Below are 23,254 nucleotides of genomic sequence, written 5' to 3'. Positions count from 1 at the left end.
CGACCAACGCCATGTGGGGCGGTCGCTTCGCTGACGGCCCTAGCGCCATCATGCGCGAAATCAACGCCTCGATTCCGTTCGACAAGGCGCTCTGGCGGCAGGACATCGCTGCCAGCAAGGCGCACGTCGCGATGCTGGGGGCGCAAGGGATCATCGCTGTCGAGGATGCAGCGGTCATCGCCAACGGGCTCGATGCGGTCGCCGCCGAATATGCGCGCGACGGCGTGCCGGAGGACTGGGACCGCGAGGACATCCACATGACCACCGAGGCCCGCCTCGCCGAGCTGATCGGCCCGGTGGCGGGACGCCTCCACACCGCGCGCAGCCGCAATGATCAGGTGGCGACCGATTTCCGCCTGTGGGTGCGCGATGCCTTTGGCCAGATGGACGAAGGCCTTGCCGCGTTGCAGCGCGCGCTCGTCACCCGCGCGGGCGAACACGCGGACAGCATCATGCCCGGCTTCACGCATTTGCAAACCGCGCAGCCGGTCACCCTCGGCCACCACCTGATGGCCTATTACGAGATGTTCCGCCGCGACCGCGCACGGATTGCCGACGCGCGAACGCGGATGAACGAATGCCCGCTCGGCAGCGCGGCGCTGGCCGGCACCGGCTTTCCCATCGACCGCGAGGCGACCGCAAGCGCGCTGGGCTTCGACCGGCCCACCGCCAATTCGCTCGACGCCGTGTCAGACCGCGATTTCGCGCTCGATTTCCTGTGGTGCTGCTCGGCCACCGCGCTGCATCTGTCGCGCCTCGCCGAGGAACTGATCCTGTGGGCGAGCCAGCCCTTCGGCTTCATCCGCCTGCCCGACAGCCTGTCGACCGGCTCCTCGATCATGCCGCAGAAGAAGAACCCCGACGCCGCCGAACTGGTGCGCGGCCATTCGGGCCGGGTGATCGGGGCGCTCACCAGCCTGATGATCACCATGAAGGGGCTGCCGCTGGCCTATTCCAAGGACATGCAGGACGACAAGCCGCCGGTGTTCGAAGCGGCCAGCCTCATGGCGCTGAGCATCGCGGCGATGACCGGCATGATCGCGGGCGCCACCTTCAACACCGCCCGGATGCGCGCGGCGGCTGAACTTGGCTATGCCACCGCGACCGATCTTGCCGACTGGCTGGTGCGGGTGCGCGGCATTCCGTTCCGCGAGGCCCATCACATCACAGGCGCCGCAGTGAAACTGGCGGAATCGCAGGGTCTGGCGCTCGACCGGTTGCCACTGGCCGAGCTTCAGGCGATCGATGCACGGATCGATGACAGCGTCTATGCCGCGCTGTCAGTCGATGCATCGGTTGCGGCACGCGCATCCTTTGGCGGAACCGCACCCGATCAGGTCCGTTTGCAGGTGGCCCGTGCGCGTGCGGCGCTGGGGATGGAGGAATGATGCGCAAGATTGCCATGCTTGGCTGCGCCACCTTGCTGCTGGCCGGTTGCGGTGCGCAGGCTCCGCTTGCGCCGCCACAGGGGGCAAAGCCGCCGCCTAGCCCCTATGGTGCAACCGACAATCCCACCGCCGACGAATTGCTCCGCCGCGATGCTCTGGCCGCCCCCGAACGCAGCGTGGAGCTGCGCCGCCGTTCGGAGGAACGCCAGGACGACCCCTTCGATCTGCCCCCGGAATAGACTGCAACAATGGATCATTTTACCTATCGTGACGGCGTGATGCACGCCGAAGACGTGCCTTTGCCGCTGATCGCTGAGGCGGTCGGCACTCCCGTCTACGTCTATTCGCGTGCTACCCTCGAACGCCATGCACGGGTGTTCCGCGAGGCGCTGGACGGCGTGCCGGACAAGCTGATCGCCTTTGCCGTCAAATCCAACCCCAACCTTGCCGTGTTGAAGGTGCTGGGCGCGGCTGGCATGGGAGCAGACGTGGTCTCCGTCGGCGAGATGCGCCGCGCGCTGGCCGCAGGGATCGCGCCGGAGATGATCGTGTTCTCGGGCGTGGGCAAGACCGCAGCCGAAATGGTCGCCGCGCTCGACGCCGGGATCGGCCAGTTCAATATCGAAAGCGAGGAGGAGGGGCTGGAGCTCGCCGAGATCGCTGCCGCAAAGGGCATGACCGCGCAATGCACGCTGCGGATCAACCCCGATGTCGATGCCGGAACCCATGACAAGATTTCGACCGGCAAGGCCGATAACAAGTTCGGCGTGCCGATCAGCGAAGCAGGGCAGATCTTCGGCAAGCTCGCTGGACTGCCGGGTGTGGCCTTGCGCGGTGTGGCGGTGCATATCGGCAGTCAGTTGGCCGATCTCGCCCCGCTTGAAGCGGCATTCCAGAAGCTCGGCACGCTCATCGCGGCGCTGCGCGGTGCTGGTCACACGATCACCCATGTCGATCTGGGCGGTGGTCTGGGCGTGCCTTACAAGGTGGACGAAGTGCTGCCTCAGCCCGCCGAATATGGCGCAATGGTCGCGCGGGTAACGAAGGACTGGGGCGTCAAGCTGATCTTCGAGCCCGGCCGCGTGATCGCGGGCAATGCCGGGGTGCTGCTGACCCGCGTGGTGCGCGTGAAGCGCGGGGTCAATGATCCTTTCGTGATCGTCGATGCGGCGATGAACGATCTGGCCCGCCCGGCGCTCTACGGGGCCTATCACCACTTCGTTGCGGTTGAGCCGCGCGGCGCACGGATGACTGCGAACATCGTCGGCCCGATCTGCGAAACGGGTGACACTTTCGCCATGGGCCGGGAGTGCGATGCGTTGGAAGCGGGTGATCTTGCCGTGTTCCGCACGGCGGGCGCTTATGGCGCGACGATGGCCTCGTCCTACAATTCGCGCGGGTTCGTCGCCGAAGTGCTGGTGGATGGCGACCGCTATGCCGTGGTCGCCGACCGGATCGAGGCGGGCGCGATCATGGACGCCGAGCGCGTGCCGGAATGGCTCGCCTGAGGGACTGATGGGCCAGATCGCCAGCCTGCCGTTGTTCCACCAGATCACCGGGCAAGCGGTGCTGGTGCTTGGCGATGGCCCGGCGGCAGAGCCCAAGCGACGGCTGGTCGAGCGCGCCGGTGGCAGGATCGTCGAGGACTTGGCCCGCGCCATCGACGAGGGCGTGCGGCTGGCCTTCATCGCCTATGAGGATGCGCAGGCCTGCGAGGTGGCAGCCATCAACGCGCGCTGTGCGGGGATGTTGGTCAATGTCGTTGATCGGCCGGAATTGTGCGATTTTACAACGCCTTCCCTTCTGGATCGCAATCCCTTGCTGGTCGCGATTGGCACGGGTGGGGCATCGGCCGGGCTGGCCAAGCATGTGCGGCTCAGGCTGGAGCGGATGCTGCCCGAAACGCTGGGCGCGCTGGCGCGGGCGCTTGAGGCGGCGCGGCCTGCCTTGCGCGCGCGGTTTCCCGAAGGGCCGGACCGGCGGCGCGCGGTGGATGCGGCGTTGCGCGAAGGAGGCCCGCTCGACCCGCTTGATCCTGCGTCTTTTCAGCGGGTTGACGATTGGGTTGCGGGAGATGCCTCACCGCGCAACGGAGCGCTTTTCGATATCACCCTCACCAGTCCCGATCCCGAAGACCTGACCTTGCGGCAAGCCCGCTGGCTGGGCGAGGCCGATGTGTTGCTGCTGGATGGCGCCGTGCCGCCTGGGATCCTGGCCCGCGCGCGGGCGGATGCTGCGCGGCAGGCGCTGGCCGATGGCGACACGCCGGCGCAAGACGCCGTCACCGGCCTTGCCCTGATCCTGCGCTGGCGGCCCGAAGCCCCTGAGGGCGACGCCTAGGCCGCTTGCAGCACCGGGGTGCGCAGGCTGGCGAAATAGCCTGACATCGCGGCTATCGCCCTTTCGCTCAACGCGATGAAGGCGCGGCGCTTGTCGGCCGGATCCGGCACGCGGATGAAGATCCCGCTTTCGACCATCTGCGTCAGCCAGCGCAGCGCGGTCGTCGCCGGAACGCCCGCAGCGATGCACAGCGAGGTGACCGAAACCTGTGCGCCTTCACCATGCGCCGCCGTGAGATCGAGCAGCATGTCCCACGCCGGATCGCCGAACAGCGCCGGGTCGAAGAACCGCGCCCGCGCCTGCCGGTTGGCGATGATCTGGCGCACCGTGCGCGGATCGGGCAAGGGCGGCGCATCGGCCCGCGCGGTCACGGCGAAGCCCGCCGGCAAGGCGCTGTCCTGCGCGCGATAATCACGCTTCAATTCGCCCAGTGCGCTGGCTTGCGGGGGCTGTGATGCGTGGCCCATCCGGTCGAGCGAATGGGCAATCGCTTCGACCTGCTGCGACAGGCGCAAAAGCGCCACGCGGTCTTCGTCTCCCATTTCCCTGAGGCGCGCGGCCCCTGCCTCTCCCATCACCCGGCCCACAGCGATTACCCGTTCGGCCCGGCTGGGCGAAACCAGAATCTCCGGATTGGACTGATCGAGCACCGCAAACACATCATCCAGCCCCGCCAGATTGGTCGCTACGATCAGCTTCGCCCCGGACCGCGCCACCCGCATATCGAGCCGCGCCAGCCCTGCCAGCATCATCCCGTCGATCCCGCGCGAGCCGGTGACGAGGCAATCGACCACCACCACATCGCCCAGTATCGCAATCGGCCCTTCGAGCAGCGCGCGCATATTCCCGCCATCAATGCTGCGGAACCCCGCGCCCGAAAGATCCGCACCGATCTGGCGGCGCAGGCCTTCATCCTCGCCGAAGATCGCCACGCGGGCGGGCAGGCCTGCCCCGTCATCGGCGACGTCATAGGAAAAATCGGCTTGTTCGCGCAGGCTGGTGAGCATCGATTCGACTCCAACAGTGTTGGAACGATTATGGAACAAAACCAGATCAGGTCAAGTAAATCTGCGTAATTGCTGTAGGATTAGGCCTGCGACACCGAGGCGCGGCGCCCCCACCTCCAACCTGCTCCCCTGAGGGACGGAGGCCATTTTACGGCCTGATCTCGATCACTGTGCCATCCGGCACAATGCGCCACAATTCCCTGATCTCGGCGTTGGAAAAGGCGATGCAGCCATCGGTCCAGTCGCCCGGCATCCGCCCGAACGGCAGGCCGTTGGGCTGGCCATGGAGGAAGATATCGCCCCCCGGCGAGCGCCCGTACTGGCGCGCAAAGGCCCGGTCAGCGGCATTGGGATAGGACACTTTGAGGCTGAGGTGATAGGCGCTGCCGGGATTGCGGCCTTCGATGAAATAGCGCCCTTCGGGTGTGCGCTCGTCGCCTTCGAACTGCTTGTGGCCTTGTGGCGACGCCCCGAATTGCAGGCCCCGCCACGCCCTGACCGGCTGCCCGGCGGCATAGGCGACCATCAGCCGTTCGGACTTGTCGACGATCAGGTAATCGACCGTCGTGACGCGCCGCTCGGGCACAATCCGCGCCGCATCGCGCGCCAGCGGGGGCTGCTGCGCCGACGGCCCCTCACCCACCTTGGGCGGCGGATTGGCACAGGCGGTCACAACCAGCACGGCAAGGGCGGTGAGGCGCTTCATCCATCGCAGGATACCCCGCTCTGCCTTGCACGATCAATCCGAATCTCCCCTCCCCGGCGGGCAGGGCAGGGACAGGTCAATCCACGAAGGGATCGCGCATCAGGATCGTGTCGTCGCGCTCCGGCGAGGTCGAGACCAGCGCCACCGGGCATTCGATCAGTTCCTGAATGCGCTGGATGTACTTGATCGCCGCCGCCGGAAGATCGGCATAGGAGCGCGCGCCTGCGGTGCTTTCGCTCCAGCCGGGCATCTCCTCGTAGATCGGCTCGCATTCGGCCTGATCGGCGGCGTGGCTGGGAAGGTAATCATACACCTTGCCGCGCAGGCGATAACCGGTGCAGATCTTCACCTTCTCCAGCCCGTCGAGCACGTCGATCTTGGTCAGCGCGATGCCGGTGACGCCGGAAATCGCGCAGGACTGGCGCACCAGCACGGCATCGAACCAGCCGACGCGGCGCTTGCGGCCCGTCACGGTGCCGAATTCATGGCCGCGCTCGCCCAGACGCTGGCCGATTTCGTCCTCCAGTTCCGTGGGGAACGGGCCGGAGCCGACGCGGGTGGTGTAGGCCTTCACAATCCCGAGCACGAAGCCGGTCGAATTGGGGCCGAGGCCGCTGCCCGACGCCGCCGTGCCGCTCACCGTGTTGGACGATGTGACAAACGGATAGGTGCCGTGATCGACATCGAGCAGCACGCCCTGCGCGCCTTCGAACAGGATCTTGGCCCCCGCGCGGCGGACCTTCTTGAGCCGCTTCCACACGGGCTGGGCGAATTTCAGCACGAAGGGGGCGATTTCGCGCAGTTCTTCGAGCAGCGCGGCGCGGTCCACCGGCGGCTGGCCGAACCCGGCGCGCAGCGCGTCGTGGTGGGCGCAAAGGCGATCAAGCTGCGGCTCCAGCGTGTCGAGATGGGCGAGGTCGCACACCCGGATCGCGCGGCGGCCGACCTTGTCTTCATAAGCCGGGCCGATGCCGCGTCCGGTGGTGCCGATCTTGCCCTTGCCCGCCGCGGTTTCGCGCAGGCCATCCAGATCGCGGTGGAGCGGCAGGATCAGCGGGCAATTGTCGGCAATCGCAAGGTTCTCGTCGGTGATGCTGACCCCCTGCCCCTCGACCTTGGCGACCTCGTCCCGCAGCGCCCAGGGATCGAGCACCACGCCGTTGCCGATCACCGACAGCGTGCCGGACACGATGCCCGATGGCAGCAGGCTGAGCTTGTAGGTCTTGCCGTCGATCACCAGCGTGTGGCCGGCATTGTGGCCGCCCTGAAAGCGGACCACGGCATCGGCGCGGCTGGCGAGCCAGTCGACGATCTTGCCCTTGCCCTCATCGCCCCACTGGGCGCCGATCACGGTGACGTTGGCCATGGTATTCCTTGTGCTGATGGCGGATTGCGATGCTGGCGAAAGGCCGCGGTGCCGCCTAGGCGTTTGCCGGTGCGAGAGCAAGGGCGCGAAGGGTTGCGGGCGCTGCGGCGTTGAGGTGGCAGAACCCCGTTTTCAAGGATGCTCCGATGAAACTTGCCGCCAAGTCCCTGATTGCCCTTGCCGGTGTTGCCGCGCTGGCCAGCCCGATCCTTGCCCAGCAGCGCGAAGGTGCGCGCCTGCCGGCCGAATGCCGCGAGGAAATCCGCGCGCTGTGCGAAGGTGATCGGGGCGCGATGCGCGCCTGCCTGCGCGAGAAAGCCGCCCAATTGTCGGAAGGATGCCGCACCGCAATCCGCGAAAGGATGGAGGCGCGCGGCGGGCGTCAGGGCATGGGCGCGCGGCGGGGTGGCGGGGCTGAGGCCAGAGTCGCGGCCCCGGCGCCGCAGCAGACCCTCGCCTATGGCAGCGATCCGTTGCAGGCGCTTGATCTGTGGGTGCCACAGGATGCGAAGCGCGCGCCGCTGGTGCTGTTCGTCCACGGTGGCGGGTGGAAACGAGGGTCGAAGAGCAATGCGGTGGGCCGCGCGATGCCGGGACATATGCTGGAACAGGGCTATGCCTTCGCCTCGATCGATTACCGACTGGTGCCTGCGGCGACGGTCGAACAGCAGGCCGCCGATGTGGCGGCGGCGCTCGCCTATCTGCTGAAGCAGGCTGACACGCTCGGGATCGACCGCTCCCGCGTGGTGCTGACCGGGCATAGCGCAGGCGCGCATCTGGTGGCGCTGGTGGGGACGGACGAGCGCTATCTGAAGGCTGCGGGCCTCAGTTTTGCCGATATCGACGGCGTGATGCCCAATGACGGGGCGGCCTATGATGTGTCGACCCAGATCGCCGGCGCGGGGCCGATGATGAAGCGCACCTACGAACAGGCCTTCGGCACCGATCCGGCGCGACACAAGGCGCTCTCGCCCCTTACCCATGCCGCTGCGCCCAATGCCCCTGCATTCCTGCTGATCCACGTGCAGCGCGCGGACGGCGTGGCGCAGAACAAGGCGCTGGCAGAGGCGCTGCGGCGCGCAGGCACCAAGGTCGAAGTGGGCAGCTTCCCAGGCGAGGGGCTGCGCGGCCATGCCGAAATCAACCGCAAGCTGGGTGAGCCGGACTACCCGGCAACCCCGGTGATGGATGCATGGCTGAAGACAGTGCTGGGGTAGCCCCTCACACGCTCGCGATAACGTCGATCTCGATCATCAGTTCGGGGAGCGCGAGGCTCTTTACCTCAACCGTGGTGTCGGCTGGGTAAGGCGGGGTGAAATACCGCTGGCGGGCTTCGAGGATCTTGGGGAAGTTGCCCATGTCGGTGAGGTAGATCGTCACCTTGACCACCTTCGACAGGTCGCTCCCGCCCGCTGCCAGCACCCGCTCGATATTGGCGAAGGTCTGCGCGAGCTGTGCATCAAAGTCGCCGATGCCCACGATGCTGCCATCCGCGCCAATGCTCGCCTGACCCGACAGGAACAGCAGGCCGCCCACCTGCCATGCGGGTGCTATGCAATAGGGCGCGAGCGGGTCGTTTTCGAGCGTGATCGGCTTGGGTGCGTTGGTCATAGCGGCGCTGGTCCCTCGTTCGTGAGGATATGGGTACAGCCGAGCGCGCCTGGGTTCTCGCCCTCGGCCAGTTGTGCGCGGGTGCGCCAGCCTTCGGCGCGCAACCGTGCCGCCGCCGCGCGGTCATGGCCGAGCGGCAGGTAGCACATGCGCGCTGCCTCAGGCTGGGGCGCAATCTCCGCCAGCCGGTCGAGATAGAGCGTGAAGCCCGTCGCCGCCTCCTCGCTGCCCGCGATCCGGTACGTCCCGCCCCGCCCCGCCGCGCGGCGCAGGCCATCAGCATAGAGGGTAAAGCCGAACCATGACTGGTACTCGAACCCGTGCCGCTCGGTCGGATCGAGCGTGATGCGCGCCGCATCGCCAATATGCGCGGCAATCGCCTCCAGCCCGTCAAGCCGTGACTTCAGCGCCCCGCCCGCATCGACATCCCGGAGCGCCGCCAGCGCGGTTTCGAACGGCCCGGTCGCATAGAGCAGCGGCAGATAGGCCGCGCCGCCTGCCGCGCGCAGCCCGCCTGCATCCTTGGTATCAAGCTCGCGCCGCACCGCTTCGATCTGTTCGCCGGCCAGCGGGAAAGCCTTTTCGGCCAGCGTATCGACCAGATCGGGCAAAGTGAAATCGACCGAGATGCCGGTCAGGCCCGCGGCCTTCAAAGCCTCTATGGCGAGCATCACCATCTCGCCCGCTGCCGCCACGGTGTCGCTGCCGATCAGCTCCGCGCCCAGTTGCAGGCGTTCGCGCGCGGGATCGAGCTGGCTCGCCTTGATCACCACGGTATCGCCGCAATAGGCGAAGCGCAGCGGACGCGGCGCGGCGGCAAGGCTGGTGGCGGCGATGCGGCCGATCTGGGGGGTCATATCGCTGCGCAGTGCAAGCGTGCGCAAGCTCGCCGGATCGACAAAGCGGAACATCGTGCTCGTCTCGCCGACGGTAACGCCCGCCATGCGGCCTGCCAACGAGGCTTCGAATTCGAGCAGCGGCGGACGCACCCGGTCATAGCCATGCGCGGCCATCACATCGAGGCACGCCCGCATGGCGGCGGTGATCCGCGCTGCTTCAAGCGGCAGACGGTCTTCAAGGCCTTCAGGCAGGAGATCGTTGGGTTGGGTCATAGCCTCAGGCCCCTACCCAAATCGTCATCCCGGCGAAAGCCGGGATCGCTTTCGGCAGGCGCGGCGCCATGCCGTGAGCGATCCCGGATCAAGTCCGGGATGACGAAAAAGGGCAAAAGATCAGAACGACAGCGCCTTGACCAGCTTCACGCCTTCGAGCTTCTCGGCTTCGGCCACCACTTCGGCAGACAGGGCGTCATCAAGGCTCAGCAGCAGCACCGCTTCCCCGCCCGCTTCGCGGCGGCCGAGGTTGAAGGTGCCAATGTTGATCCCGTGGCTGCCCAGCAGCGTCCCGATGCGGCCGATGAAGCCCGGCTTGTCGTCGTTGACGATGTAGAGCATGTGCCCGGCCAGTTCCGCCTCGATCCCGATGCCGAAGATTTCGACCAGACGCGGCGCCTCGGTGCCGAACAGCGTGCCGGCGACCGAGCGCGGCCCTTGGGCGGTTTCCACGGTGACGCGGACAAGGGTGTTGAAGGCGCCGTCGCGGTCATGGCGGATTTCGCTCACATCCAGCCCGCGCTCCTTGGCGAGGAACGGGGCGTTGACCATGTTCACCGTGTCCGAATAGCGGCGCATGAAGCCCGAAAGCACCGCTGCGGTGATCGGCTTGCCGTTCAGTTCCGCCGCCGCGCCTTCGCGCTCGATGCTGATGTGGGTGAGGTTGCCGTGGGCGAGCTGGCCCACAAGGCTGCCGAGCTTTTCGGCGAGCGCCATGTAGGGCTTGAGCTTCGGGGCTTCCTCGGCACTCAGCGAGGGGACGTTGAGCGCATTGGTGACGCCGCCGTTCACCAGATAATCGGCCATCTGCTCGGCCACTTGCAGCGCGACATTGACCTGCGCTTCGGTGGTCGAGGCCCCGAGGTGGGGCGTGCAGATGAAGTTGGGCGTGCCGAACAGCGGGTGATCGGCGGCGGGCGGCTCGGTCTCGAACACGTCGAGCGCCGCGCCCGCCACCTGACCGCTTTCAAGGCAGTCCTTCAGCGCCGCTTCATCGATCAGGCCCCCACGGGCGCAGTTGATGATGCGGATACCCTTCTTGGCATTCTCCAGCCGTTCGCGGCTGAGGATATTGCGGGTCTCGTCGGTCAGCGGGGTGTGCAGCGTGACGAAATCGGCGCGGCTCAAGAGCGTGTCGAGATCGACCTTCTCGACACCCATTTCCACCGCGCGGTCTTCGGTGAGGAAGGGATCATAGGCGATCACCTTCATGCGCAGGCCCAGCGCGCGGCTGGCGACGATCGAGCCGATATTGCCCGCGCCGATCAGGCCGAGGGTCTTGCCGGTGACTTCGACGCCCATGAACCCGCTCTTGGGCCACTTGCCCGCCTGCGTCTGCGCATTCGCCTCGGGCAGTTGCCGCGCGAGGGCGAACATCAGCGCGATGGCGTGTTCGGCGGTGGTGATCGAGTTGCCGAACGGGGTGTTCATCACCACCACGCCCTTGCCGCTGGCGTAGGGAATATCGACGTTGTCGACGCCGATCCCCGCGCGGCCGATCACCTTGAGGTTGGTGGCGGCATCAAGGATCGCCTTCGTCACCTTGGTCGAGGAGCGGATGGCGAGGCCGTCATACTCGCCGATGCGGGCGGCGAGCTGTTCGGGTGTTTCGCCGGTGATGACATCGACATCGCAGCCACGCTCTTGGAAGATGCGCGCGGCGTTGGGGTCCATCTTGTCGGAAATCAGAACTTTGGGCTTGGTCATGGGAATATCCTTGTGCGCTCCTGCGAAAGCAGGAGCCCAGAAATGAGGGAAGCCGTCAGCAATGGGCTCCTGCTTCCGCAGGAGCACACATCGCAACGCAAATCAGCCGTTCTTGACCTTCTCGTAGGCCCACTCGATCCACGGCAGCAGGCGCTTCAGGTCCTCCTGCTCGACGGTCGAACCGCACCAGATGCGCAAGCTCGGCGGCGCGTCGCGGTAGCCGTTGAAGTCGTAGCCGACGTTGCGTTCTTCCAGCAGCTTGACGATCTTCTTGGGAACGGCGGCCTTGTCCTCGTCGGAAAGGCTGTCGTACCATTCGCCCTGGAACACCATGCACACGCCGGTGTTGGTCTGCTGGGCAGGGTTCGGCACCATGTTGCGCAGCCACGGGGTGGCCTCGATCCAGTCCTTGACGATCTGCGCGTTGGCATTGGCCCGCTCGACCAGCGCCTTGCGCCCGCCGATCGCCTTGGCCCATTCGAGCGCCGCGATGTAATCCTCGGTCGCCAGCATCGAAGGCGTGTTGATCGTTTCCCCGGCGAAGATGCCGAGGTTGAGCTTGTTGCCCTTCTTCATGCGGAACAGCTTGGGCAGCGGCCACGGCGGGTCGTAGGATTCGATGCGCGCGACCGCCTTGGGGCTGAGGATCAGCATCCCGTGCTGCGCTTCGCTGCCCATCACCTTCTGCCACGAATAGGTGGTGGCATCGAGCTTCGACCAGTCCATTTCCTGCGCGAAGATCGCGCTGGTGGCGTCGTTGATGGTGATGCCTTCGCGGCCCGGCTCCAGCCAGTCGGTGTTCGGGATCATCGCGCCGGACGTCGTGCCGTTCCAGGTGAACACCACGTCATTGCGCTGCGGGATGGTGGTGAGATCGGGGATCTCGCCATAATCGGCGGTCAGCACCTGCAGGTTGGGCAGCTTCAATTGCTTCACCGCGTCCTGGATCCAGATATTGCCGAAGCTCTCCCACGCCGCGACCGTGACCGGGCGCGCGGGATCGAGCATCGACCACATCGCCGCTTCGATCGCGCCGGTGTCCGATGCGGGCATGATACCGATCAGGTAATCATCGGGAATGCCGAGCAGTTCGCGGGACAGGTCGATCGCATACTTCAACCGCGCCTTGCCCAGCGCCGAGCGGTGCGAGCGACCAAGCGAATCGGTTTTGAGCTTATCCAGCGACCAGCCGGGAAACTTCGCCGTGGGGCCCGAGGAAAAGAAGGGGCGCTCAGGCTTTAACACAGGCTCATGCGCGAGCCCGCGAACGTAGTCAGTCATGTATTCTCTCCTTGCAGAGAGCACGCGCGGCGTTGGGACCGCGTGGCCCGTGGGCCGCACTAGAGTTGCGCTGGAAAGAGTCAACGTGAAATGATGTGGCGGCGACCGATTGCCCTGTCGCCACGATCAGATGGGACATTTGCGCCACTCGCCAAGCGACACGAATCTGACTAACAGGGCGGCTCCATGGAAACGTCCGATCTTCGCATTGCCCTGTTCAGCGGCAACTACAATTACACCCGCGACGGGGCCAATCAGGCCCTCAATCGCCTCGTCGGCTCACTGCTGGCGAAAGGCGCGAAGGTGCGCGTCTATTCGCCCAAGGTCGCCAATCCCGATTTTCCCCCGACCGGCGATCTGGTCGGTGTGCCGAATGTGCCGATGCCGGTGAAGGGGCGCGGGGAATACCGCATGCCGACTCACCTCGGCGCGGAAGTGAAGCGCGACCTGGCCGCCTTTGCGCCCAATATCGTCCACCTTTCCTCACCCGATCCCGCTGCGCATGGCGCGCTGCGCTGGGCGCAGGCGCACGACATTCCGGTGCTCGCCAGCGTCCACACCCGGTTCGAAACCTACCCGCGCTACTACAACATGGCCTTTCTCGAACCGCTGATCGTCAGGATGCTGAAGCGGTTCTACAATCGCTGCGATGCGTTGGTCGCGCCCTCGCAGTCGATGATCGACGAGTTGCTGGCGATGCAGATGCATGACCGCATCGGCCTGTGGAGCCGCGGAGTCGATCGCACGATCTTTTCTAGCGCCCGGCGCGATCCCGAATGGCGCCGCAGCCTCGGCCTTGCCGACGATGATGTGGCGATCGTCTTCCTGGGGCGGCTGGTGATGGAAAAGGGGCTGGACGTCTTTGCCGAAACCATTGTCCAGCTGCGCCGCCGGGGGGTGCCGCACAAGGTGCTGGTGATCGGCGACGGCCCGGCGCGCGGGTGGTTCGAGGCGAATCTGCCGGGCGGAATCTTCGCCGGCTTCAAAACCGGCGAAGGGTTGGGACAGGCGCTGGCAAGCGGCGACATCTTCTTCAACCCGAGCGTCACGGAAACATTCGGCAACGTCACGCTGGAAGCCATGGCGAGCGGCTTGCCGGTCGTGGCCGCTGGCGCCACCGGCAGCGCAAGCCTTGTCGCCGAGGGTGTGACCGGGCGGCTCGTCGCGCCATCCGGCAGCAAGGATAGTGATGCGATCGCCTTTGCCGAAGCCATTGCGCCTTACTGCACCGACCCCGCTTTGCGCGCGGCCCACGGCGCGGCGGGCGAAACGCGCGCCTGCGAATACAGCTGGGAAGCAATCAACGCGGTCGTCGCCGACACCTATGTGAGCCTCGTCGAGGAACGCCGCGCGCTTCAGGCTGCCGAGGCGCAGGCCGCATAGCCCGGATCACCGCAGCACTCCGGCCCTCGTCATCGCCCGCGCATAGGCGGCCATGCCAATGACCGAGGCCCAGATCAGCACGCTGAACACCAATTGCCCGGTGCTGACGAATTCCTCCGGCACATCGGACATGAAGGTGTAGCCGGTTGATCCCGCCAGCCCGATCAGCGACATCACGTAGGCGTGTAGGGCAAAGCGCGTTCGCAGCATCAGCAGGATCGATCCCGCCACCGCGCCCCACACGCCCAGCGCCCAGCACACCGTCGCCCACAGCGGATAGCCGTTGAAATAGGCGAGGATCGCCTCGACACTGATACCCATGCTGTCAGCAGCCATGCCAAGATAGGCAGCATTCTCGGTCTTGCTCATGACATAGTCGTTGGCCCCGCCTGCAAACCACAGCAGGCTGACAAGGCCCAGCACCCACAGATGCCAAGGCGCCTTGGCCCGGCCACCGATTATCGAACCGTTCAAGGGCTCTCCCTCCCCATCCGCTGCGACCCGGACGGGGAGGAAATACGCCTTTCCTGCGCTCGCGACAATCCGCGCCGCGTTACAGCCGTTCGATGCGCTTGGCCATTTCGTCGATCATGTCGACGATTTCGTTGATCGTCGCCTCGTCGAGCTTGCCCGCGCGGGCGCGGTTCTTAAGCACGGAGCCGAGGTTGCCCATCGCCCGGAACAGGTCATGCGATCGCACCGTGGTGGTGCGTTCGCCGTGACGGCCCAGACGGCGCATCAGCGCCTCGACTTCGTCCTTGCGGGTCTCCAGCTCGGCGCGTCCGGCATCGGTGGCGGCAAAGGGCTTCTTCGCACCTTCGGCTTCGGCCTCCTCGATCTGGCCCTCGTCCGCGAGCATCTGCAGCGTGGGATAGACCGCGCCGGGGCTTGGGGCATAGGCGCCGCTGGTCATTTCCTCGATTTCCTTGATCAGCTCGTAGCCGTGCGAGGGCTTCTCCGCGATCAGCGCCAGCAGCGCGAGCCGCAATTCACCCTGCGCGAACATCCGTCCACGGCGCTCGCGGCGGCGCTGGCGGCTGCCGTCCTCCGCGTCCTCGTCGCTGTCGAAACGCCAGCGCGCCTTCATCCCGGGACCGAAGTTCATGTTCCCGGCGTTCTGCATCGCCATCATTGCCATTGTCTCGGCGAATTTCTCCCAGCCGCCGCCACGGCCATATCTGTTCCAGCTCATGTGATCCTCCTTGGGTCGCGAGATGCATCCAAGATATATCTTTGACCTATCGTTTCAAGCGGGCAGGCGCGCGGGAGTTTCCTTTTCCGCTGGGTGTCCTATCACGCCCGACGAATGGCTGACCTGTTCGGACAAGACGATTCCCCCGCTGCCACGCGCGAGGGCGCGCCCACGCCTGATGCGCCGCTGGCCGACCGGCTGCGCCCGCAGTCTCTGGCCGAGGTGGTCGGGCAGGAACACCTGACCGGCCCTGAGGGTGCGATCGGGCGGATGGTGGCGGCGGGACGCCTTTCCAGCATGATCCTGTGGGGGCCGCCCGGCACCGGCAAGACGAGTATCGCCCGCCTGCTCGCTGACGCCGTGGGGATGCGCTATGCCGCGATCAGCGCGGTGTTTTCGGGCGTGGCCGATCTGAAACAGGCCTTTGCCGAGGCCGAGAAGCTGGCCAGCGCGGGCCGCAAGACCTTGCTGTTCGTGGACGAGATCCACCGCTTCAACCGCGCCCAGCAGGACGGCTTCCTGCCTTTCGTGGAGCGCGGGGTGGTGACGCTGGTGGGCGCGACCACCGAGAACCCGAGCTTTGCCTTGAACGCCGCCTTGCTCAGCCGTGCGCAGGTGCTGGTGCTGAACCGGCTGGACGAGGCCGCCCTCGCCGCGCTGCTGGACAAGGCGGAAGGCCTCGAAGGCCCCCTCCCCCTCACCCCCGAAGCCCGCGCCGCGCTGATCGCGCAGGCCGATGGCGACGGTCGGTTCCTGCTGGGGCAGGCCGAGACGCTCTATGCCGCGGGGCTCACCGAGCCGCTCGATCCGGGCGCGCTCGGCCAGTTCCTGCAACGCCGCGTCGCGGTGTATGACAAGGACCGCGACGGGCATTACGACCTCATCTCGGCGCTCCATAAGTCCGTTCGCGGGAGCGATCCGCAAGCCGCGCTCTACTGGCTGGCGCGGATGCTGGTGGCGGGGGAAGAACCGCTGTTCCTCGCCCGGCGGCTGGTGCGCATGGCGGTGGAGGATATCGGCATGGCCGATCCGCAGGCGCTCCCGCAATGCATGGCGGCGATGGAAGCCTATCGCTTCCTCGGCTCGCCGGAGGGGGAACTGGCGCTGGTGCAGGCCTGCCTCTACCTCGCCACCGCGCCCAAATCGAACGCCGCCTATCTAGCGCAAAAGGCCGCGTGGAAGGCAGCCAAGGCCACCGGCAGCCTGATGCCGCCGATGAATATCGTCAACCCGGCAACCGGGCTGATGGAGAGTCTCGGCTACGGCAAGGGCTATACCTACGACCACGACACGCCCGAGGGCTTTTCCGGCGACAATTACTGGCCCGAAGGCATGGCGCCGGAACAGTTCTACACGCCGGTCGAACGCGGCTTTGAGCGCGAAGTGAAAAAGCGCCTGGACTACTGGGACAAGCTGCGCGGCGAGCGGCGGGGGTGAGCCGCTTTTCCCACTTCCTTGCGGTCGACTGGTCGGGTGCGAAGGGCGCGCGCCAGAAGGGCATCGCTCTCGCCGTAGCGCGGGCTGATGGCGGGCCACCGGTGCTGATCGCCCCGCCCGATCCACGCGGATGGGCGCGCGCCGAAGTGCTGGCATTGCTCGTCAGCCTCGAAGCACCGACGCTGGTGGGGCTCGATCTCGGTATCGGCCTGCCGTTTGCCGATGCAGGCGCGTTCTTTCCCGGCTGGGACGCCTCGCCGCCCGATGCGCGCGGGCTATGGGCGTTGATTGACCGGTTGTGCGCCGCTGATCCCAATCTTGAGGCGGGCGGCTTTGTCAGCCACGCGCAAGCCTCTCGCTATTTCCGCCACGGCGCGGGCGAAGTGGGCGATCGTTTCCTTCTCCCCGGAGCCGCAAACCGCGAGGGCCGTTTCCGGGTAGCCGAGGCTGCCCAGCGCAATCAGGGCGTGCGGCCGGTGAGCAATTTCAATCTCGTCGGCGCTGCGCAGGTCGGCAAGTCGAGCCTCACCGGAATGCGGATGCTGCACCGGCTCGGCGGGCGGGTGCCGGTGTGGCCGGTCGACCCCTTGCCGGACAGCGGATCGGTGGTGACCGAAATCTACACCTCGGTTGCCGCCCGGCTTGGCGGTGTGGCGGGAGCGGCGACCAAAGTGCGCAGCTTTGCCGCGCTGAACGACGCGCTTGATCATCTCGGCTCCCCCCGGTCGCGGGCGAAGGCGGAATCGACGACCACTCCGCCGACGCGCTGCTGACCGCCGCTTGGCTCCGCCGGGTGCATGGAGAGCGGGAGTTGTGGCACCCCTGCGCTCTCACCCCGGCTATCGCGCGCACGGAAGGCTGGACTTTCGGCGCGTTTTAGTTGCCCTACCGCTTCGCTGCTTGAGGGCGTTTTTGCTGCCCTACCGCTTTGCTACTTGAGGGCGTTTTTGCTGCCCTACCGCTTTGCTACTTGAGGGCGTTTTTGCTGCCCTACCGCTTTGCTACTTGAGGGCGTTTTTGCTGCCCTACCGCTTCGCTGCCTGAGGGCGTTTTAGTGGCCCTACCGCTTTGCTACTTGAGGGCGTTTTTGCTGCCCTACCGCTTTGCTACTTGAGGGCGGGGCGTTCTGGGCTTAGAGCGCCCCACCACAAGCCCTGTGCCGGCTTAGCTCAGTTGGTAGAGCAGTTGATTTGTAATCATCAGGTCGTTGGTTCGATTCCGACAGCCGGCACCACACCTCTCCTCAATTGTCTTGAAAACCTCGCCTATTTCGGCATGATCGCCGCTGCGGGGCGTAGAGGCCGCGCGTTCGATCGGGGGGATACGATGAACATGGATTGGGCGGCGATTTCTGCGCTGATTACGGCGGCGGCCTTGCAGATACTGGCGGGCTTTGTCCTGTACATGGTCGGGCGCTGGCTGATCGGCTTTGCGATTGGCGTGCTGAGCCGGGTGCTGACGGCGCGCAATTTCGATCCCACCCTGCAGCGCTACATCGCCTCGATCCTTTCGGTCGTGCTCAACATCGTACTGGTGGTGGCAATCCTGGGCTATTTCGGGATCGAGACGACCAGCTTTGCCGCCTTGCTGGCAGGCGTGGGTCTGGCCGTGGGCGCGGCATGGTCGGGCCTGCTGGGCAATTTTGCAGCGGGCGCGTTCCTCGTCATCTTCCGGCCCTACAAGGTCGGGGACTATGTAATCGGCGGCGGGGTGGAAGGCACGGTCACAGAAGTCGGCCTGTTCAACACCATCATCACCAGCCCCGACAACGTCCAGACCATCGTCGGCAATTCCAAGATGTCGGGCGATGTGGTCAAGAATTACTCGGTGCATCCCTATCGCCGGGTCGATCGCACGGCGCAGCTGGCCTTCGGGGTCGATCCACTCGACGCCATCGCCCGGTTGAAACCCGCGCTGGCCGAGATCCCCAATGTCATGGCAGAGCCTTCGCCCGATGTCGAAATCCTCGATTTCAACGAGCGCGGGACGGTGCTGGCGGTGCGCCCCTATTGCCACACTGACCACTACTGGCAGGTCTATTTCGACACCAACAAGCTGATCGCCGCCACCTTTGGCGCTGCGGGCTATGCCGCGCCCTTCACGGTTGAGCAGAAGAAGGCGGACTAACCCAGCCGGAGGAAGAACTCCTCGCGCTCATGACGCAGTTCGGCGGGGGTCATCGCGGCGAGCGCATCAAGCTCGGCGCGCAGAGCCAGCGTCAGGCGCTTGACGGTCTCGGCATGGTCGCGGTGCGCCCCGCCCCTCGGTTCATAGACGATGCGGTGGATGACGCCCAATTTGAGTAGGTCGCCCGCTGTCACCTTCATCGCCTCGGCCGCCGTCGCTGCCTGCGCAGCGCTGCGCCACAGGATCGAGGCGCAGCCTTCGGGGCTGATCACCGAATAGACTGCGTGTTCGAGCATCAGCACACGGTTCGCCGCGGCGAGCGCCACCGCCCTGCCCGCGCGCCTCGGCATCGACGCCGGGGAAGGCGCCGGGGGTATCGACCAGTGTCACCACCGGCAGGCCGAACCGGTCGGCCAGTTCCATCAGCCGGATCGCCTTGCGATAGCCTTCGGGCCGGGCCATGCCGAAATTGTGCTTGAGCCGCCCCGGCGTGTCCTCGCCCTTCACATGACCGATCACCACCACCTTGCGCCCCTCGAAACGCGCAAAGCCGCCGATGATCGCCTGATCGTCGCCGAAGGTGCGGTCCCCCGCGATGGGGAGGAATTCGCTGAACAGCCCCGCCACCAGCTTCTCGAAGCGGGGGCGCTGAGGGTGGCGCGCGACCAGCGTACGCTCCCACGGGGAGAGGCGCGCATAGGTGTCTGCAAGCAGCTTGTCCGCCCGTTCCTGCAGCATCCGCGCTTCGGCCACGCCTTCGGGCAGCGCGGCAAGCTCTGCCACATGCTTGTCGAGCGCCTCGATCGGCTTTTCGAAGGACAGGTACTGGATCACACCCGCGCTTTACACCGTCATCGACATGCCGCGATAGATTCTTGCACGGTAGCGCGAATCCTCCGCATCCGGCAGCGGCGCGCCGACCAGCAGCACCGCGCGGGCGAAGCGTCGGACTTCCTCCAGATGCTCGTCGAGATCGCGCGGTTCTTCGGACTGGACGCGGCGCGTGAGGTTGATCTGGTTGACCGGCACATCATGCACCAGCCGCTCGTTCTCCACGGCCAGAGTCGCGGTGAAGGCGTGGAGCGTGGTCTTGATGAAGTTCGCCAGCGCAAAGGCCGGGGACTTGTCGCCCATCGGCACGTCGGGGCTGGTCAGCACCAGCTGGCAATCATCATAGAGCGAGGCGCGGCGCGAGACGCGGAAATGGTGGGTGAGGTTGTCGGCCACCACGGTGCGGAATTCGTCCGGCGTGAGCGGATCGGCGCTGTCGAACAGCTTGCCGGGCAGCGCCGACATCGGGGTCGAGAGGATCGTGGTCGGCTTGCCCCAGGCGAGCAGCGCCTCGTCCATCGCGGCTTCGATGTCGGTGGTCTTGACCAGCGAGGTCAGCGCCTCGGCGGTCTCGGGCTCGAGCTGCGCCTTGATCGCCTCGAAAGCCTCGGCGGTGCGGGTGATGACGACCACGTTCGCCGCATGGCAATCCTCGATGAAGGCGCGCGCGGTTTCGGCGAGGTAATCGGCGAGATGTTCGCCGATGATCCACACCGTCTTGCCGCGCATCTGGTCGAGCCGCTCCTGCTTGGGGCTGCCGAACAGCTCGCGCTCGGTGGTCGAGCGTTCGACCGAGAGCCCGCCCGAGGGCATGAAGGTCTCGCCCGAAACCGCCCGGTCGGCGAGGAAGAACACCGTCGCCTGCGCCACGTCGTGCTCGGTCGGCATCTTGCCGAGATAGAGCTTGGACAGCACCCCGCCGCCGACCTTCTTGGCCTCGGCCGCGATCTTGTCGGCGGGCAGGAAGGGCGCATCCTCGGGCGGGACACGCAGCAGCCATTCGCCGTCCTCGGCAGGCGAGCGGTCGTTCCATTCGGGCGCGTCGAGAAACAGGCCCGCCTGCCTCAGACGCCCGATCAGGCCGGCGGCGATCTGCGGGGTCAGGAGATACTGGTCCCAGGTGCAGGTGCCATCGCCCTCGCGCGCGCAGGCCAGCGCCAGCTCGCGCAGTTCGCGCGGGTTGTTGGTATCGTGGCTCATCTTGACGGTGTCATTGCGGGCGAGCCGCGCCAGCACCGCCTCGACCCGCACCCCGCGCCGGATCGCCTTGATCGTGGCGGCGTGGACGGCGTTCAATCGCTTGTTCTCGAGGATCAGCTTGCCGCGCCGCTCGAACAGGCCCGGCTTGCCGCCGGTGCCGGACAGGCGGTCGCCATCCACCGGCCCCGGCGCGATCGCGTTGAACTGCACCTCCGGCCCGAGATAGCGCGCCATGCTCTCGACCATCGCGCGCTGGCCCGCCTTGGACACGGCGTAATCCGCGCGGTTGGGATAGGCGACCGCGAGATACTTCTCCCCGCCGAAATAGGACGAGACGTTGAGGATGTAGCCCGACCCTTGCGCCTTCATCAGCGGGGCGACGTGGTGCATCAGGAAGTAGTTCGACACGAGGTTCGCATCGAGCGTGTAGTTCCACGCGTCGACCCCCATGTCGACGACCATGTCCTCCGCGCCGGCAACGCCCGCGTTGTTGATGAGGTAGTCGATCCGCCCGAAGGCCTTGAGCGTCGCGTCAACGGCACCTTTCAGGCTCTCGAAATTGCTGACATCGACATTGGCGAGGGTCTGCACCCGCCGCTCGACCCCCGCAAAGCCGATATCCTCCAGCTCGGAGACAATCCGCGCCCGGGCGACTGCCAGCTCGCTTTCGCGGCGGGCGACCATCATCACCTTGCCGCCCGCCAGCGCCAAGAGCCGCGCCACCTGCCCGCCGATCCCCGCTGACCCGCCGGTGATCAGCGCGACCTTGCCGAGATGCAGCCCGGTGATGTTCTCGGAGAAGCCGGGCATGGCCTTCCTCGCCCCCGTCGCCTCGCCGATGTTCGCGGGGACATAGAGCGTGATCTCGCCGAGCTTGCTTTCCTTCAGCAGGATGCGCGCGGCATGGCCCGCGGTGAAGCGGATGTTCTCGGCCTCGGTGTTGGTGAAGCGCACGATCTGGTTGCCCCACTCGGCTTGCCGGCGACGGCCGTGGGCGGTGTCGATTGCGCTTTCGTCGCGCCAGATGCGGATCAGCTGTTCGGTCGCGGCGCGCAGGATGTGGCCGTAGATGTCGCCCTTCCCGTCGCTCGCATGGCTGACGAAGACGAAGCGTGGCGGCTGGAGCAGGTTGTCGTGGCGCTTCCAGTAACGGCTCATGGTGCGCGCCAAGGCCATGTTGCCCGCCAGTTCGGCGTCCATCAGCGCCTCGACGACGGCATCATCGGCAGCGGTGATCGCGCCACTCAACTCGCCTGCGCCCAGAGCGGGGAGGAACAGCGCGCCGCTGATCGGAGTGCCGCCCCTGGTGTAATCCTCCAGCGCGGCTTCCATGCCTGCGGGATCTTTCCGGCTGAAGCGGATGATCGAGAGGCCTTCAGTTAGCCCCAGCGCCTTGCAACGCTTTTCGGCAATCGCAACGTCGGCCGCACGCGGCAAGCCCAGCACCACGGCAGCCCCGCAGGCGAGCTGCACCTGCGCGATTTCCAACGCCTCTTCCCAGTCATCCCCCGCCGCGATCAGCACAGCAAGGCCGGTGCCGTCCATCGAGCGCATGGTCGGCCGCGCAAGGTAGGTCGAGCGTTGCTCCTTGCGCACGGACATGCCGTGGGTGACTTCGAAATCGTGGCCGTTGTAAGCCGCGCTCTCGTCCGAGCCGAGGAACACGCAAGTGGTGGCAATGTCGGTCGGCGTGGGGAAGGTCTTGGCCTTGTCGTTCCCGCCGGTGGCCCGTTCAAGGCTCATCATGTCGAAGAACTGGCTGGCGGTGGTGCCTGCCTCGTCCCCGCGCGCTGCATCCATCGCGGCAAAGACCGAGCGGATGCGCTCGCTCTCGATCGGGCCGGGATAGACGAGGTTCACCCGGATGCCCTTGGGGCCAAGTTCAAGGCTGAGCTCACGGCTCCACGCATTCATCGCCGCCTTGGGGACAACGTAAGCCGCGCGCGCATAATAGGGCGTGCGGCTGAAGATGGTCGAGACGTTGATGATCGAGCCGCCCTCGGGGATATGCTCCGCCGCGACCCGCGCGACATTCCATGCGACCCCGAATATGTTGCGCAGCGCATCGGCCACGGTCTCGCTGTCGGTGCTGCCCTGCTTCTGGAGCTGGCCGAGTTCCTCGGCGGAAAGCGGCAGGTTCTCGATCGGCTGCTTCGGCCCGGCGCTCCCGGCGTTGTTCACCAGAATGTCGATCCGGCCGAACTGCTTCACCACTTGCGTGATCGCGGCGCGGACCGAGGCGATGTCGCCGCCGTCGAGCGCAACAGTCGCCAGTCGCGCGGGATCGGCCCCGGTCGCCTTCAAGAGCGCCTCGGCGGCGGCCTGGGTGCGCTCGGGCGCGCGGCCCGTCATCACCACGGTTGCGCCTTCTGCAAGATAATGCGTGCAGATATGCCCGCCGAGATTGCCCGCCGCGCCGGTGACGACCGCGATCTTGCCTGCGAGACGGCCCGGAACATCGCCCTGCAAGGCGGGCGCAGCGGCAGCGGCTTTCGATTTGGCCATAAGCTCTCTCCTCACAGAATTACCGCGAAGCCGGGCTTCGCTTTGTGTTTCGTTCATTCTC

18 protein-coding genes, 1 tRNA gene and 2 pseudogenes are annotated in these 23,254 nt (G+C 66.3%); 10 read left to right on the top strand and 11 right to left on the bottom strand.

All coding sequences use genetic code 11. The annotated features are described in order from the left end of the window. Positions 1 to 11 precede the first annotated feature (11 nt). From argH to CHX26_RS07290, 4 genes are read left to right on the top strand one after another with little or no spacing between them, the layout of a single operon-like run. A complete protein-coding gene (gene argH / locus CHX26_RS07305; RefSeq protein ID WP_104943326.1) occupies positions 12 to 1,388 on the top strand; it encodes an argininosuccinate lyase in 1,377 nt (458 codons plus the stop codon). Continuing rightward, positions 1,385 to 1,627 carry a hypothetical protein gene (locus CHX26_RS07300; RefSeq protein WP_104941800.1) on the top strand — a complete coding sequence of 81 codons (243 nt, stop codon included), beginning with the start codon at positions 1,385 to 1,387 and terminating at the stop codon, positions 1,625 to 1,627. Before argH ends, CHX26_RS07300 begins: the two co-directional genes overlap by 4 nt. A gap of 9 nt (positions 1,628 to 1,636) precedes the next feature. Beyond that, on the top strand, positions 1,637 to 2,896 hold the full coding sequence (lysA, locus tag CHX26_RS07295) for a diaminopimelate decarboxylase (RefSeq protein ID WP_104941799.1): 1,260 nt from the start codon (positions 1,637 to 1,639) through the stop codon (positions 2,894 to 2,896). Positions 2,897 to 2,903: 7 nt separating this feature from the next. Beyond that, positions 2,904 to 3,728: a precorrin-2 dehydrogenase/sirohydrochlorin ferrochelatase family protein gene (locus CHX26_RS07290; RefSeq protein ID WP_104941798.1), complete on the top strand. Its 825-nt coding sequence runs from the start codon at positions 2,904 to 2,906 to the stop codon at positions 3,726 to 3,728. Here CHX26_RS07290 and CHX26_RS07285 read toward each other — a convergent pair. From CHX26_RS07285 to CHX26_RS07275, 3 genes are all read right to left on the bottom strand, one after another. Then, complete coding sequence (locus CHX26_RS07285) at positions 3,725 to 4,735, bottom strand: MarR family transcriptional regulator (RefSeq protein WP_104941797.1); 1,011 nt, start codon at positions 4,733 to 4,735, stop codon at positions 3,725 to 3,727. The genes CHX26_RS07290 and CHX26_RS07285 overlap by 4 nt on opposite strands. A gap of 148 nt (positions 4,736 to 4,883) precedes the next feature. Beyond that, positions 4,884 to 5,441: a L,D-transpeptidase family protein gene (locus tag CHX26_RS07280; protein WP_104941796.1), complete on the bottom strand. Its 558-nt coding sequence runs from the start codon at positions 5,439 to 5,441 to the stop codon at positions 4,884 to 4,886. Between the two features lie 76 nt (positions 5,442 to 5,517). Continuing rightward, positions 5,518 to 6,807 (bottom strand): adenylosuccinate synthase, encoded by a 1,290-nt coding sequence (locus CHX26_RS07275; RefSeq protein ID WP_104941795.1) that lies wholly within the window; start codon positions 6,805 to 6,807, stop codon positions 5,518 to 5,520. A 389-nt stretch (positions 6,808 to 7,196) separates the two neighbouring features. On the opposite strand from CHX26_RS07275, the gene CHX26_RS07270 reads away from it, so the two are divergent. Further along, entirely contained in the window at positions 7,197 to 8,024 is an 828-nt protein-coding gene (locus tag CHX26_RS07270) for an alpha/beta hydrolase (RefSeq protein WP_233997336.1), read from the top strand. Positions 8,025 to 8,028: 4 nt separating this feature from the next. Here the strand turns inward: CHX26_RS07270 and CHX26_RS07265 are convergent, their stop codons facing one another. The 4 genes from CHX26_RS07265 to CHX26_RS07250 form a co-directional block, all read right to left on the bottom strand. Next, positions 8,029 to 8,418, bottom strand: coding sequence for a RidA family protein (locus CHX26_RS07265; RefSeq protein ID WP_104941793.1), 390 nt, complete (start codon positions 8,416 to 8,418; stop codon positions 8,029 to 8,031). Further along, positions 8,415 to 9,530: an ATP phosphoribosyltransferase regulatory subunit gene (locus tag CHX26_RS07260; RefSeq protein ID WP_104941792.1), complete on the bottom strand. Its 1,116-nt coding sequence runs from the start codon at positions 9,528 to 9,530 to the stop codon at positions 8,415 to 8,417. Before CHX26_RS07260 ends, CHX26_RS07265 begins: the two co-directional genes overlap by 4 nt. A 120-nt stretch (positions 9,531 to 9,650) precedes the next feature. After that, complete coding sequence (serA, locus tag CHX26_RS07255; protein WP_104941791.1) at positions 9,651 to 11,237, bottom strand: phosphoglycerate dehydrogenase; 1,587 nt, start codon at positions 11,235 to 11,237, stop codon at positions 9,651 to 9,653. 102 nt (positions 11,238 to 11,339) lie between these two features. Further along, on the bottom strand, positions 11,340 to 12,518 hold the full coding sequence (locus CHX26_RS07250) for a phosphoserine transaminase (protein ID WP_104941790.1): 1,179 nt from the start codon (positions 12,516 to 12,518) through the stop codon (positions 11,340 to 11,342). Positions 12,519 to 12,704: 186 nt separating this feature from the next. Between CHX26_RS07250 and CHX26_RS07245 the strand changes: the two genes are divergently transcribed. Beyond that, a complete protein-coding gene (locus CHX26_RS07245; protein ID WP_104941789.1) occupies positions 12,705 to 13,901 on the top strand; it encodes a glycosyltransferase family 4 protein in 1,197 nt (398 codons plus the stop codon). A 6-nt stretch (positions 13,902 to 13,907) separates the two neighbouring features. Here CHX26_RS07245 and CHX26_RS07240 read toward each other — a convergent pair whose 3' ends face one another. Further along, the gene (locus tag CHX26_RS07240; protein WP_233997322.1) at positions 13,908 to 14,375 is read right to left on the bottom strand and encodes a hypothetical protein; all 468 of its coding nucleotides are present in this window, start codon (positions 14,373 to 14,375) and stop codon (positions 13,908 to 13,910) included. A gap of 79 nt (positions 14,376 to 14,454) precedes the next feature. Continuing rightward, entirely contained in the window at positions 14,455 to 15,093 is a 639-nt protein-coding gene (locus tag CHX26_RS07235) for a PadR family transcriptional regulator (protein ID WP_104941788.1), read from the bottom strand. A 114-nt stretch (positions 15,094 to 15,207) separates the two neighbouring features. Here CHX26_RS07235 and CHX26_RS07230 point away from each other — a divergent pair, with 114 nt between their 5' ends. The 4 genes and pseudogenes from CHX26_RS07230 to CHX26_RS07215 all read left to right on the top strand — a co-directional run bounded on the left by CHX26_RS07230 (position 15,208) and on the right by CHX26_RS07215 (position 18,657). Continuing rightward, on the top strand, positions 15,208 to 16,530 hold the full coding sequence (locus CHX26_RS07230; RefSeq protein ID WP_104941787.1) for a replication-associated recombination protein A: 1,323 nt from the start codon (positions 15,208 to 15,210) through the stop codon (positions 16,528 to 16,530). Next, positions 16,527 to 17,410: pseudogene (locus CHX26_RS07225) on the top strand (hypothetical protein). Before CHX26_RS07230 ends, CHX26_RS07225 begins: the two are co-directional and overlap by 4 nt. Positions 17,411 to 17,688: 278 nt before the next feature. Further along, positions 17,689 to 17,764 (top strand) — tRNA-Thr (locus CHX26_RS07220). 92 nt (positions 17,765 to 17,856) lie between these two features. Continuing rightward, positions 17,857 to 18,657, top strand: coding sequence for a mechanosensitive ion channel family protein (locus CHX26_RS07215; RefSeq protein WP_172449738.1), 801 nt, complete (start codon positions 17,857 to 17,859; stop codon positions 18,655 to 18,657). On the opposite strand, the pseudogene CHX26_RS07210 reads toward CHX26_RS07215, so the two are convergent. Together CHX26_RS07210 and CHX26_RS07205 are read right to left on the bottom strand one after the other, a co-directional pair. Then, positions 18,654 to 19,491: pseudogene (locus tag CHX26_RS07210) on the bottom strand (carboxyl transferase domain-containing protein). The gene CHX26_RS07215 and the pseudogene CHX26_RS07210 sit on opposite strands and share 4 nt — an antisense overlap. Before the next feature lie 9 nt (positions 19,492 to 19,500). Continuing rightward, entirely contained in the window at positions 19,501 to 23,193 is a 3,693-nt protein-coding gene (locus tag CHX26_RS07205) for an SDR family NAD(P)-dependent oxidoreductase (RefSeq protein ID WP_104941785.1), read from the bottom strand. Between the last annotated feature and the right edge of the window lie 61 nt (positions 23,194 to 23,254).

This window comes from Porphyrobacter sp. HT-58-2 (genome assembly GCF_002952215.1).
In the GTDB taxonomy this organism is placed as follows: Bacteria; Pseudomonadota; Alphaproteobacteria; order Sphingomonadales; family Sphingomonadaceae; genus Erythrobacter.
Note: the sequence above shows the minus strand (reverse complement) of the source record. Positions and strands in the feature narration are given on the sequence as shown.